General features: G+C 63.1%; 14 protein-coding genes. 8 read left to right on the top strand and 6 right to left on the bottom strand.

All coding sequences use genetic code 11. The features are described from left to right. The first annotated feature begins 18 nt into the window (after positions 1–18). Together deoC and deoA are read left to right on the top strand one after the other, a co-directional pair. On the top strand, positions 19–789 hold the full coding sequence (deoC, locus tag J2858_RS06480; protein WP_210103877.1) for a deoxyribose-phosphate aldolase: 771 nt from the start codon (positions 19–21) through the stop codon (positions 787–789). A gap of 4 nt (positions 790–793) precedes the next feature. Then, complete coding sequence (gene deoA, locus J2858_RS06475; protein WP_210103876.1) at positions 794–2,104, top strand: thymidine phosphorylase; 1,311 nt, start codon at positions 794–796, stop codon at positions 2,102–2,104. A gap of 69 nt (positions 2,105–2,173) precedes the next feature. Here the strand turns inward: deoA and upp are convergent, their stop codons facing one another. From upp to J2858_RS06445, 6 genes are all read right to left on the bottom strand, one after another. Continuing rightward, positions 2,174–2,803 carry a uracil phosphoribosyltransferase gene (upp, locus tag J2858_RS06470; protein ID WP_210103875.1) on the bottom strand — a complete coding sequence of 210 codons (630 nt, stop codon included), beginning with the start codon at positions 2,801–2,803 and terminating at the stop codon, positions 2,174–2,176. A 73-nt stretch (positions 2,804–2,876) separates the two neighbouring features. Continuing rightward, positions 2,877–3,890, bottom strand: coding sequence for an adenosine deaminase (locus tag J2858_RS06465; protein WP_210103874.1), 1,014 nt, complete (start codon positions 3,888–3,890; stop codon positions 2,877–2,879). Continuing rightward, the gene (locus J2858_RS06460; RefSeq protein ID WP_210103873.1) at positions 3,887–5,107 is read right to left on the bottom strand and encodes a phosphopentomutase; all 1,221 of its coding nucleotides are present in this window, start codon (positions 5,105–5,107) and stop codon (positions 3,887–3,889) included. The genes J2858_RS06465 and J2858_RS06460 overlap by 4 nt, the downstream gene beginning before the upstream one ends. 97 nt (positions 5,108–5,204) lie before the next feature. Beyond that, a complete protein-coding gene (locus tag J2858_RS06455) occupies positions 5,205–5,783 on the bottom strand; it encodes a TadE/TadG family type IV pilus assembly protein (protein WP_210103872.1) in 579 nt (192 codons plus the stop codon). Beyond that, the gene (locus J2858_RS06450) at positions 5,783–6,367 is read right to left on the bottom strand and encodes a TadE/TadG family type IV pilus assembly protein (RefSeq protein ID WP_245365649.1); all 585 of its coding nucleotides are present in this window, start codon (positions 6,365–6,367) and stop codon (positions 5,783–5,785) included. Before J2858_RS06450 ends, J2858_RS06455 begins: the two co-directional genes overlap by 1 nt. A gap of 252 nt (positions 6,368–6,619) precedes the next feature. After that, the gene (locus J2858_RS06445) at positions 6,620–6,964 is read right to left on the bottom strand and encodes a pilus assembly protein N-terminal domain-containing protein (RefSeq protein ID WP_245365647.1); all 345 of its coding nucleotides are present in this window, start codon (positions 6,962–6,964) and stop codon (positions 6,620–6,622) included. 467 nt (positions 6,965–7,431) lie between these two features. On the opposite strand from J2858_RS06445, the gene J2858_RS06440 reads away from it, so the two are divergent. From J2858_RS06440 to J2858_RS06415, 6 genes are all read left to right on the top strand, one after another. Beyond that, positions 7,432–7,614, top strand: a complete 183-nt coding sequence (locus J2858_RS06440; protein ID WP_210103870.1) for a Flp family type IVb pilin — start codon at positions 7,432–7,434, stop codon at positions 7,612–7,614. 100 nt (positions 7,615–7,714) lie between these two features. Continuing rightward, positions 7,715–8,224 (top strand): A24 family peptidase, encoded by a 510-nt coding sequence (locus tag J2858_RS06435; RefSeq protein ID WP_210103869.1) that lies wholly within the window; start codon positions 7,715–7,717, stop codon positions 8,222–8,224. A gap of 152 nt (positions 8,225–8,376) precedes the next feature. Then, positions 8,377–9,189 carry a Flp pilus assembly protein CpaB gene (gene cpaB / locus J2858_RS06430; protein ID WP_210103868.1) on the top strand — a complete coding sequence of 271 codons (813 nt, stop codon included), beginning with the start codon at positions 8,377–8,379 and terminating at the stop codon, positions 9,187–9,189. Between the two features lie 104 nt (positions 9,190–9,293). Further along, on the top strand, positions 9,294–10,772 hold the full coding sequence (locus J2858_RS06425) for a type II and III secretion system protein family protein (RefSeq protein ID WP_245365645.1): 1,479 nt from the start codon (positions 9,294–9,296) through the stop codon (positions 10,770–10,772). Then, positions 10,720–11,436 (top strand): CpaD family pilus assembly protein, encoded by a 717-nt coding sequence (locus tag J2858_RS06420; protein WP_210103866.1) that lies wholly within the window; start codon positions 10,720–10,722, stop codon positions 11,434–11,436. The genes J2858_RS06425 and J2858_RS06420 overlap by 53 nt, the downstream gene beginning before the upstream one ends. A 24-nt stretch (positions 11,437–11,460) precedes the next feature. Next, positions 11,461–12,750, top strand: coding sequence for an AAA family ATPase (locus J2858_RS06415; RefSeq protein ID WP_210103865.1), 1,290 nt, complete (start codon positions 11,461–11,463; stop codon positions 12,748–12,750). Positions 12,751–12,761: the final 11 nt, after the last annotated feature.

Here is a 12,761-nt window from a genome sequence, read left to right as displayed (position 1 = left end):
CAGCCGGGAGACACTGCCATGGAACTGCTGAGCCCGCGCGAAATCGCGACCTTCGCCCTGTCCCTGCTCGACCTGACCAACCTGCGTGACGATTGCGATTCCGCCGCCATCCAGCATCTGTGCGCGCGTGCGCAGACGCCGAACGGTCATGCGGCCGCCATCTGCATCTGGCCGCGCTTCGTGGGCGAGGCGCGCGCCATCCTCGGCGCCGGCCATCCGGTGCGCATCGCAACCGTCGTCAATTTCCCCTCCGGTGATCTGCCGGTGGCAGAGGTCGTGGTCGAAACCGAACAGGCGATGGCCGACGGTGCCGACGAAATCGATCTCGTCATTCCCTACAAGGCCTATCTCGCCGGCGATGACGCCGCCGTGACCGAGATGGTCAAGGCCGTGCGCGCCGCCTGCCCGAAAGCCTGCCTGAAGGTCATTCTGGAAACGGGCGAGATCCGCGACAGCGGCAAGATCCGTCAGGCCTCCGAGCTTGCCATTGCAGCCGGGGCCGATTTCATCAAGACGTCCACCGGCAAGGTTGCCGTCAATGCGACGCTCGAGGCCGCAGACATCATGCTGCAGGCGATCCGCGACAGCCGCAAGAAGGTCGGCTTCAAGCCCGCCGGCGGGATTTCCACCGTCTCGGATGCAGACCTTTACCTGCGGCTGGCTGAAACCATCATGGGCGCCAACTGGCTGATGCCCTCCACCTTCCGCTTCGGCGCATCGAGTCTTCTGGACGACATTTTGGGCGTCATCGCCGGCGCTCCCTCGCAGCGCACGGCTGCCGGATACTGATCGCGTGATCCCGCAGGAAATCATCCGGCGCAAGCGTGACGGAGAGGTGCTGAGCGAGGGCGAAATCCGCGCCTTCATCGAAGCGCTCACGGTGGAAACCATTTCCGAGGGGCAGGTCGCTGCCTTTGCCATGGCGACCTTCTTTCGTGGCATGACGCGGCATGAAACCGTGGCACTGACTCTTGCCATGCGCGACAGCGGCGATGTGCTCTCGTGGCGCGGCGTCGGAAAGCCGATTGCCGACAAGCATTCGACCGGCGGCGTCGGCGACAATGTCTCGCTGATGCTCGCCCCGATCGTGGCTGCCTGTGGCCTTGCCGTGCCGATGATTTCGGGCCGCGGCCTTGGCCATACGGGCGGCACGCTCGACAAGCTGGAGGCCATTCCCGGCTACACGGTCATGGCGGATGAAGCTTTGTTTCGCCGTGTCATCGATACGGTCGGATGCGCCATAGTTGGCCAGACCGGCGATCTCGCCCCGGCCGACAAGCGGCTTTATGCCGTGCGCGACGTGACCGCGACGGTCGATTCCCTGCCGCTGATTACCGCCTCCATCCTCTCGAAGAAGCTTGCGGCCGGCCTTGAGACGCTGGTGCTCGATGTGAAATTCGGCAATGGCGCCTTCATGCAGAAGGTGGAGGATGCCCGCGCGCTTGCTCAAGCCATGGTCGAGGTGGCAAACGGTGCCGGCGTCAGAACCTCTGCACTGTTGACCGATATGAGCGAGCCCCTGGCGGATGCCGCCGGCAATGCCCTTGAGATCGTCAATTGCCTGGATTTCCTCAAGGGGAAAAAATCCGGCACGCGGCTTGAAGAGGTGACGCTTGCCTTTGCCGTCGAGATGCTGGTGCGGGCAGGGGTCGCTGCTGACCGCGATGAAGCCCGTCTCGCCGCCCGCGAGGCGCTTTCCAGTGGCCGCGCGCTCGATATGTTTGGCCGCATGGTGCATGCGCTTGGCGGCCCGGCCGATTTCGTCGAGCGATCCGAGGCCTATCTTGCCAAGGCCCCGGTGATCGTTGCGGTTCCGGCCGAACGCTCCGGCTATCTGGAAAGCTGCGATACGCGCGGGCTTGGCCTTGCCGTGGTCGATCTTGGCGGCGGGCGAAAGACGCCGTCGGACGTGCTCGATCACCGCGTCGGCTTTTCAAACCTCTTGCCGCTCGGGTCAGCGGTTGCGAAGGGCGAGCCGATCGCGTTTGTTCATGCCGCAGACGCGGCTTCGGCGGCCCGCGCCCAGGATGCGGTGCGCCTGCTCTACACGATTGGCGATGCGCCCCCAGATTTGCGCCCCGTGGTGCTGGAAACGGTCGGATGAGGTAGGCGACACATGAAAAAGCCCGAGGTGGTGGCCCCGGGCTTTGGCATTCGACAGCAGTCGAAAATCTTACTTGGTGCCGTACATGCGGTCGCCGGCATCGCCGAGGCCGGGCATGATATAGCCCTTCTCGTTCAAGTGGCTGTCGATGGAGGCGGTGAAGATCGGTACATCCGGATGGGCCGCCTGAAAGTTCTTGATGCCTTCGGGCGCCGCCAGCAGGCAGAGGAAGCGCAGGTTCTTTGCGCCGCGTTCCTTCAGCTTTTCAATGGCGGCAATCGAGGAATTGCCTGTCGCCAGCATCGGGTCGACCACGATGACGAGGCGTTCCGACAGGGCGTCCGGGGCCTTGAAGTAATATTCGACCGCCTGCAGCGTTTCATGGTCGCGGTAGACGCCGACATGGGCGACACGGGCGGCCGGCACCAGTTCCAGCATGCCTTCCAGAAGGCCGTTTCCGGCGCGCAGGATGGAGGCGAAGACCAGCTTCTTGCCTTCAAGGATCGGCGACTGCATTTCCGTCAGCGGCGTCTCGATGGTTTCCATCGTCAGCTCTAGATCGCGCGTCACCTCATAGCAGAGGAGCGTCGAGATTTCGCGCAGCAGGCGGCGAAAACTCGAGGTCGAGGTTTCCTTGCGACGCATGATGGTGAGCTTGTGCTGCACCAGCGGATGATTGATGACTGTAACGCCGTCCATGAGAACCTGCCTTCGCTCTTCTTCTTGATCGTTTCATTCTTTCTTCCACGGAAACCGGAAAGACCGCAAGCGTTCAAGCCCGGTTTGCGGCATCATCCCCAGCGGTCTCGGCTGTCGCATCAAAACGCGCCAGAAGCACCTGCCGGGTTTCCTCGTCCACGAAGGCGCATTCCAGGGCCGTGCGCGTCATCCGGTTGATCTCGGCCTCGCTGAAACCCATCACGCCGCGCGCGATCTCGTATTCCCGCTTCAGCGAGGTGCGGAAGAAGGGCGGGTCGTCGGAATTGATGCAGACACGCACGCCGGCTTCGAACAGCTTTCGCAAGGGATGGCTGTCAAAATCGGGATAGACCGACAGGGCAATGTTGGAGCCGGGGCAGACTTCCAGCACCACGCCCATCTCGGCAAGCCGCGCCACAAGCGCCTCATCCTCGATGGCGCGCACGCCATGGCCGATGCGCGCCGGTTTGACGAGATCAAGCGCATCGGTGACGGAAAAGGCGCCGCAGACTTCGCCGGCATGGATGGTAAGGCCAAGGCCTGCATCGCGGGCAATGTCGAAGGCGCGGGCATAATCGGCCACGCGCCCCATGCGCTCCTCGCCGGCCATGTTGAAGCCCGTTACCAGCGGATTTCTGCTGCGGGCCGCATACTCGGCAGCAGCAATCACCCGGTCGGGGCCGAAATGGCGCTCGCCGGTCACGATGATGCGGGCCTCGATGCCGGTCTTTTCCTTCGCCGCCCAAATGCCGTCGGTAATGCCGGCAAGATAGGCGTCGGCGCCAAGGCCAATGCGGTCGCCATGGTCGGGCGAGACGATGATCTCGCTGTAGATCGTTTGGATGGCGGCAAGTTCGGTGAGATAGCTTTCCGTCAGCAGCGCATAGTCTTCCTGCGTGCGAAACAGCGCCGCCACCTTGTCATAAGCCTGGATGAAGGCGGCAAAGTCCGTCCAGGCATAGCTGTCGCCAGCCATGAAACCGTTCGGATCGACGCCGTATTTTTCCGCTTGGCGGAGCGCAAGAGCCGGCGGGGCCGCCCCTTCGATGTGGCAGTGGATTTCAGCTTTCAGAAGATGATCCGTCACAGAAAACTCCGTCCGTGGGCGCCGGGGGCGATGCCGAGATGGGCGGCCACCGTCTCGCCGATATCGGCAAAGGTGTTGCGGATGCCGATCGCGCCGGCGGGCATGCCCGGGCCATAGGTCAGGATCGGCACGCGTTCGCGGGTGTGGTCGGTGCCGCGCCAGGTCGGGTCGCAGCCGTGGTCGGCGGTGAGCAGCATCAGGTCGCCCGGCTTCATGCGCCGGTGCACGTCGACCAGCCGCCGGTCAAAGGCTTCGAGCGCTGCCGCATAGCCCGCCACATCGCGGCGATGGCCGTAGAGCATGTCGAAATCGACAAAATTGGTGAAGACGAGATCGCCGTCGGCTGCCTCTTCGATCGCGGCAAGCGTTGTATCCATCAGCGCCATGTTGCCATTGCCCTTCAGAACGCGCGACACGCCCTGATGGGCAAAGATATCGCCGATCTTGCCCACCGCATGCACCGTGCGGCCGGCCTCCACCAGCCGGTCGAGCAGCGTCGGCTCCGGCGGCAGAACGGAAAAATCCCGCCGGTTGCCGGTGCGCTCGAAAGTGTCGACCGTTTCCCCGACAAAGGGTCGGGCAATGACGCGGCCGATGTTCAAGGGGTCGATCAGCCGGCGCACGATCTGGCAAAGTGCAATCAGCCGCTCCAGCCCGAAATGGGTCTCGTGGGCGGCAATCTGGAAGACGGAATCGGTCGAGGTGTAGAAGATGGGTTTTCCGGTACGGATATGTTCTTCGCCGTGGGCGGCGATGATATCCGTGCCTGAGGCATGGCAATTGCCCAGAATGCCGGGAAGGTCGGCCGCCTGGCAGATCGCCTCCACCAGTTCCGGCGAAAAGGCGTCGCCTTCGGCGGGAAAATACCCCCAGTCGAACATCACCGGGGTTCCGGCGATTTCCCAGTGGCCGGAAGGCGTGTCCTTGCCGCGCGAGACTTCGCTTGCCGCACCGTGCAGGCCAAACACCCGCTCGGGAACGGCCATGCCCGCCGGCCAATCGCCGCTTGCAAGCTGTGCCACGTGGACGAGGCCGAGTGCCGACATGTTGGGAAGCCTCAACGGCCCCTTGCGCAGGCCGGCGCGATCGGCAGCGCCCGCTGCGCAGAATTCGGCGATATGGCCGAGCGTATTGGCACCGAGGTCATTATAGTGTTCTGCATCGGGGGCGCCACCGATGCCGAAGGAATCGAGGACGAAAAGAAAGGCGCGGGCCATCGTTCACCTGGTCTGAGGAGCGTCCGGCACGAGGATCAGCCGAGCCGTGCCAAAGCCTTCTCATACAGAGGACCGCCCCGCTTGGCAAAGCCTGCGCTCAGCAATCAGAGCATGTAATGCTGTCGCCCACCCGCTGGCGGTCATAAAAGGTCCGGCTGATGGTAATGCTGCGGGTATCCGTCGACAGAAGCCCGGGCAGGAACAGCAACAGCGTGTGCGGCACGGAAAGCTCGGCGCGCACCAGAAAGCTGTTGGCGGTCTTCATGTCGTCCGGCACGTCGTTGATTACGGTGCCTGCCGCATAGGGCAGGCCACCATCCTGTTGCCATGACCAGAGAACTTTCGGCGTCTTCGTTTGATCGATGGTGATGCCGGTGATCTTCAGGCTCACCGCGCTTGCATCATACGGCACGAAGATCGCCTGCGTCACATCCAGCATGGTGGAAAGAAAGGTCGTGTTGACGGAGGTCTGCTGCGTCACGAGATCGGCGACGGTTGCTGCCGAGCGGGTGACGCGCTTGGCCGTGGATAGCCCCATCGTCAGCTCGAAGCAGCAGATGTAGAGCGAGATCAGGATCGGCGCCAGAATGGCAAATTCCACGCTGCCGACACCCTGCCGGTCGCGGACCAGCCGGGCCAGTTTCGTGAGGATGCCGCGTGGCTTCGGATGCGGCATCACGGGTAATCCTCGTTCTGGAAGGCGGAGGTCGCGATGATCAGGAAGTCGCGCGGCAGCGAACCGTCGCTGGGGCGGATGGTGGTGATATAGGGGCGCACCAGATCGGTGATCACCTGCCAGCGATAATAGGCGCGCACCATGTTGATCGATTTTGCCCCGCCCGGAGCATAGGCAAAGGAGGTGGTGTCGAGATCGGCATAGGTGTCCGCCGATGCGCGCGGGATGGTTTTGGGAATATCGGCAAAGGAGGAAAAGCTGCGCACGTCGAGATAAAGCTGGCTGGGCGTTGCGATTTCTGCCGCCGAGCATTGGATGAGAATGGACACCTCGTCGCAGAAGCGCGTGCGAAAGGCCGTCACATCCTGGTCCGTCGTGCGGTTGAGGCCATAGGTGATGCGTCCGGTGCGCAGATCGCGGGAGACATTTTCCACCGCATTGGACACCAGTTGTTCTGCGGCAAAAGCGACGAACGTCTCGATGATGGCAAATACGATCAGGAAATAGGGAATGGCGAGAATGGCAAATTCGATGGCCGCCGCCCCATCCTCGGCACGCCAGAAGCTCCCGCTGCCAGGGTTCATCTGATCCGGGCCGGGCAAGCGCGGGAGATGATCGTCAGTCTGCCCCATTCTGTGCTCCCGGTACATTCTCGTCCTTCAAGGGGGCGTCCAAGCGTGGCGCTCCCTGGGGTGCGGATAGGGCACGTTCCGGCGGCTTTCCCTTATCCCTTGCCCAAAGGCTAGGCATATTGTCTTGAGATTCCGTTTCCCGGCGCTGCGATTTGCTGTAATCCGATACAGTCTCAGATCCGTCGTGCTGGTGTTCGGAAGGGATCAGTTGCTGGCCGTCTTCGCGTTCTTCTCGCAGGCCGGCGTGCAGGAGAGCACGCTGCGCTCCGTCTGGCGGTAGACCCGCACTGTATTGCCCTCATCGATCGACACCAGAACACGCTCGTCGGCAATCGCTTCGCCGGCGCTGTCCAAGAGCACGAGATTGGTGGTGCCGAAGGAACGGCCGGTCAGCACGATCGTCGTCGGGTCCGCAACCGTCGCATCGGCCACCTCGGCATTGCCGATGATCACCTTGGCCACCGGCCGGTCGAGTTTGAGCACCCGCGCCTGGTTCATGTAGACCCGCAGCAGACCGTCAGCGGTCTGCGCCTTTGCGGCCGGGACCATGCCCAGTGTGCCGAGCAGCGGCAGGCAGACCAGGAAGAGGCGGGGCATCAGCGACATGAACGGGCAGCCTTCGGGGTTCAGCGATTCTCGATAAAAGCATGGCCGTTAATGGTGAATGAAGCATGAAGCTGCAGGTGTCGGTTGCCCTCGTCATTCTGGGACAGGCAGTTCGCGCGCATTTTTCGTTTACCAGTCGACCGGCAAGGCCGGGGCGATGGCGGGAGCCGTTGTCCGGCAAGGCCTATCAGAAAGGGCTGATGGGCGGGGCCGGCGCCGCGAGACCCCGCAAGATCGGGTCTGCGGTTCTTGGCTCTCACCCGCCTCTTTCGGGCTTAGGCTTTTCTTAACCAGAAATCTTAAGCGCATCGAAATGCACTGCCCGTAACGTGTTGCCACCACCGTACAGCGGGCATTTGGCGTCGGTGTTGTCGGTCATGCTGCCCCAAGACCCTGAGTAGGAGAGAATGATGTCCAAGATTTTCGCACGTTTCCTGAAGGATGAATCGGGCGCGACGGCGATCGAATACGGCCTGATCGCCGCCCTGATTTCGGTTGCCCTGATCGCAGGCGCCAGCACGCTCGGCAACAACCTCAGCAACACGTTCAACGGTATCTCCACCAAGATGTCCACCGCCAACGCCGCCCACTGAAGCCCGCCTTTACGGGAGGATGGAAGCCGCCGCGTGGCGGCTTTTTGTGTTTTTCCGCCCGCCGCTTGTCTGCACGGGCGCGTCACAACCGGAGAGGTCGATGATCGCAAGTCTTGCCCTCGGGATCCTGCCGCTCGGGCTTGCCTTTGCGGCGACAAGCGATCTCCTGACCATGAAGATCCCGAACGCGATCCCGCTCACGCTTTTCCTGGCGTTCTTTCCCGTGGCCGGTCTTGCCGGGTTCGGCGGCGTTGCCATCGGCTGGTCGTGCCTTGCCGCGCTTGCGGTGTTCTGTGCCTGCTTTGCGCTCTTTGCGGTCAATGCCATGGGCGGCGGCGATGCCAAACTGTTGACGGCGGTCGCCCTCTGGTACGGGTTTAACATATCGCTTTTCGAATACCTTGTCACAGTTGCCTTTGTCGGCGGTGTGCTGACGCTCGTCATTCTGCTCATCCGGTCCAAAGCCGATCGTCTCCTGTCGCTCGGCCTTCGCCTGCCCGCCTCGCTGGTGACGGCGCGCAAGATCCCGTATGGCATCGCCATTGCCATCGGCGGCATCCTGACCTTCGGCAGCACGCCGCTCGCGGGCTTGATCAGGACTGCCTTGTAAGGACGAAACGCGCCCCTTCCTGAAGAAAGGGTTAACAAAGCGGATCAGTGGTTAGCGTCCGTTAACCATTTCCCTAAGGGCAGCATTAACTATATTTCCACCAATGACGGCCATCCTGAAGGGGTTAATCCTGCCCCTTCCAAGGTCATGTCATGAAATCCGCCCGTCTCGTCATCCTTCTTGTCGCCGTCGTCGCGGCCGGCCTTGCCGGCGTGCTCGCCATGCGGCTTGCCGGGGGACGCGCCGTCGTGGAGCAGGCGACCAATGTGATCCGCCGCGAGCCGACGGTGAATGTCTTGGTGTCCGCGGAAAGCCTTGCGGTCGGCAGCAGGCTGAAGGAAAATTCGATTCGCTGGATAGCCTGGCCGCAGGCAGGCGTCACGGATGGCTTTATCACCGATACGCAACGCCCCAAGGCGATTCAGGAGCTTGCCGGGCTTGTGGTGCGCCTGCCGATGTTTGCCGGCGAACCGGTGCGCGCCGAAAAGCTGGCGGATGGCTCCAACCGCATCATGTCGTCGCTCCTGCCGTCGGGCAAACGCGCCGTCGCCACGGAAATCTCCGTTGCCACCGGCGCCGGTGGCTTCGTGCTGCCAAACGACCGCGTCGATGTCATCATGGTGCGCCGCAGTGACGAGGGCCGCTATCTCACCGAAGCCGTCCTCAACAATATTCGTGTGCTCGCCATCGACCAGCATGTCGAGGAAAAGGGTGATGGTACGCGTTCGGTGATCGGAACGACCGCCACGCTGGAACTGACGCCGGACCAGGCCCGCGTCATCACCGTTGCCCAGCAGATCGCTGAAAGGCTGACCTTGGCCCTGCGCTCGGTCGCCGATGCGGAGGAGCCGGATACGAAAGTGGCCGATTATCTTCTGTCCGGCAGCGAGGGCAAGGCCGAGGTGCAGGTGATCAAGTCCGGCACCATCGTGAAGGCCACGCCAACGGCGTCGGTGCAGCGATGAGACAGGCCAGGAGCATCGCCATGACCCCGACGACCAGACGCATCCGCTTTCCTGCCATGATCCTGCTCACGGCCGGCCTTGTCGCCGGCGATCTGCCGCTTGCCATGTACTCCGGGGCCGGCCCGGAATCGGCTGTCGCGGCCGAACAGAGCGTCGTGCGCATCACGGAGGCGGGAAGGGGGGTGCGCAAGCGCCTCAATCTCGGCCTCAACAAGGCGCTGGTGGTGGATCTGCCGAGCGACGCCCATGATATTCTCGTCGCCGACCCGACCATGGCGGACGCCGTCACCCGCACCGCGCGGCGCATCTATCTGTTCGGCAAGTCGGTCGGCCAGACCAATATCTTCATCTTCGGCCCGGGTGGGGAGGAAATCGTCAGCCTCGATCTGGAGATCGAGCGCGATATTGCAGGTCTCCAGCAGAACCTGCGCCGCTTCCTGCCCGAATCCGACATCAAGGTCGAGATCATTTCCGATAACATCGTGCTCACCGGCACGGTGCGCACGCCGCAGGATGCGACCCAGGCGGAAAAGCTTGCCCGCGCCTTCCTGAAGGGCGGCGAGGCGACGACGCGCAACCAGACGGCCAGCAGTTCGACCGAAAACGGCGATGTGGCGATCTTTGCCGAAGACCGGCAGGTCTCGCAGATCGTCAACCTGCTCACCATCGAGGGCGAGGATCAGGTGACGCTGAAGGTCACCGTAGCCGAAGTCAGCCGCCAGGTTCTGAAACAGCTCGGCTTCAACGGTCAGGTTTCCACGAGCGGGCGCGCCAGCGGCGGCATTTCCTTCGCCAATCCGGCCAATCTCGGCAATGCCATCGATGCCGGGGGCATCGGCGGCGTGGTGGGATCGATCGGCACCACCAGCATTGCCAGCTATGTCAATGCCATGGAGCAGGCAGGCGTCATGCGCACGCTGGCCGAACCCAGCCTCACGGCGATTTCCGGCGAGCAGGCGAAATTCTATGTCGGTGGCCAGTATCGCCTTGCCGGCCAGCAGGAAGTGGATGTCGACAGTTCCAACAAGACGACCGTCAGCCGCACGGTCGAGACCGTCGATTACGGCGTCGAGCTGAATTTCCGCCCGGTCGTGCTGTCGGCGGGGCGCATCAGCCTGAAGATCGAGACCAATGTGTCGGAGCCGACCTATGAGGGCTCGATCGCCACCGGCAACGGCACGTCCAACGCCATTCCCGGCTCCACCTACCTGTCGCTGCGCAAGCGCGAGGCCTCCACCAGCGTCGAGCTTCCCTCCGGCGGTTCGATCGTGATTGCCGGTCTCGTGCAGGACAATGTGCGCCAGGCGATGTCCGGGCTGCCCGGCATTTCCAAGGTGCCGGTGTTCGGCACGCTGTTCCGCAGCAAGGATTTCATCCGCAACGAAACCGAACTGGTCATCATCGCCACGCCCTATCTGGTGCGGCCGGTGGCGCGCAACCAGATCGCCCGGCCCGACGACAATTTCAACCCGGAGGCTGACGGCGCGATGTTCTTCCTCAACCGGGTCAACAAGCTTTACGGGCGCAAGGATGAGGCCGTGGCCGGCCGCTATCACGGCGCCGTCGGTTTCATCTACAAGTGAGAGGGCAGGGACAATGACGAGGATTGTGTGTGGCGCCGCCCTTGTTGCAGCCTTGGCCCTTACGGCCGGCTGCGCCAACAGGGAGATGACCACCGGTTCCATCCCGATGGATTACCGCGAGCGCCATCCGATCGTGCTCACCGAGGCGCAGACGGCGCTCGACATTCCCGTCGGGCCGAACGATGCGCGCCTCACCATCGGCATGAAGGATACGATCCGGGGCTTTGCGCAAAGCTTTGCCGCCTCCTCCGCCGGGCAGATCGCGATCCAGATGCCGCACGGTTCGCCGAATGCTGCTGCGGCGGCAAGGCTGTCGCAGGATATCCGCGCAACGCTTGCCGCCGCCGGCATTCGAAGCCAGCGGATCGTGATCACCGGCTATGCGGCGCAAGCTGAGAGCGATGCGGCGCCGATCCGGCTGTCCTACATTGCCACCCGTGCGGTGACGGCCCCGTGCGGGCAATGGCCGGAGGATCTGTCCAACGATACCGCCGGCAATCGCAACTGGTATAATTTCGGCTGCGCCAGCCAGAACAATCTCGCCGCCCAGGTCGCCAATCCGTCGGATCTCGTCGCGCCGCGCGGGCAAACGCCCATCGATGCGGCGCGCCGGTCCACGGTCATCGGGCTTTACCGGGCCGGTTCCGATACATCTTCAGACTAATGCGGCAGTGCAGGACGGCATGACATGAGCGCCATCGACTACGATATCCGCACAGCCGATCAGACCGAAGGCGAGGCGGAGCCGGTGCGTCCGGGCGACGTGGATGCACTCAGGCCGCTGCCGCGCATTTCGGTGCATGCCTTCTGCGAGAGCGAGGCGCTTCTGAAGGTGGTGGAACGGCTCGGTCAGGACCGGCGCATGGCCAAGGTCAACCTGCGCGTCACCAGCGGCGGCACCTCGGCTGCCGCCAACATGTTTGCAGCAGCCCCGACGCCCAATCTGATCATCCTGGAAACGGACGCGACCCCAGACAGATTGTTAGGGGAACTGGCGCCGCTTGCCGCCGTCTGTGATCCGAGCACTCGCGTCATCCTCGTCGGCCGCCACAACGATATCACGCTTTACCGCGAGCTGATCCGCAACGGCATTTCCGAATATCTGGTCGCGCCGGTGCGGATGGCGGACCTGCTTGTCTCGATGGCGGCCATCTTCATCGATCCCGATGCCGAACCGCTCGGCCGCTCCATCGCCTTCATCGGGGCCAAAGGCGGGGTCGGCTCCTCCACCATCGCGCACAACTGTGCCTTCGGCATGTCGACGCTGTTTTCGACCGAGACGATTCTCGCCGATCTCGATCTCGCCTATGGCACCGCCAATATCGATTTCGACCAGGATCCGGCCCAGGGCATTGCCGAGGCGGTCTATGCGCCGGAGCGGCTGGACGAGGTGTTTCTCGATCGACTGCTGACGAAATGTTCGCAGCACCTGTCGCTGCTGGCCGCACCCTCCCTGCTCGATCGCGCCTATGATTTCGAGGCGCGCGCCTTCCAGCCGGTCATCGACGTGCTCCAGCGCAGCGCCCCGATTGCCGTGCTGGATGTCCCGCATGCCTGGTCGGATTGGACCCGCAGCGTGCTGTCGGATGTGGATGAGGTGGTCATCACCGCGGTGCCGGATCTGCCCAACCTGCGCAACGCCAAGAACCTCATCGACGCCTTGAAGAAACTGCGGCCCAACGACCGGGCGCCGCATCTGGTGCTGAACCAGGTGGGCATGCCGAGACGGCCGGAAATTCCGCCGGCCGATTTCTTCGAGCCGCTGGAAATCGAGCCGACGGCGATCATTCCCTTCGATGCGAACCTGTTTGGCAATGCCTCCAACAGCGGCCGCATGATCTGCGAGATCGACGCGCGCTGCCCGACGGCGGAAACCTTTGCGCAGCTGGCGCATGTGCTGACCGGCCGCGTCACCGTCAAGAAACAGAAGAAGAGCGGGCTTGGCAGGATGCTGGGCCTTCTGTCGCGCCAGGGATAACCGCTGATGGC

The sequence above is a fragment of the Neorhizobium galegae genome, assembly GCF_017877135.1.
In the GTDB taxonomy this organism is placed as follows: Bacteria; Pseudomonadota; Alphaproteobacteria; order Rhizobiales; family Rhizobiaceae; genus Neorhizobium; species Neorhizobium galegae_A.
Note: the sequence above shows the minus strand (reverse complement) of the source record. Positions and strands in the feature narration are given on the sequence as shown.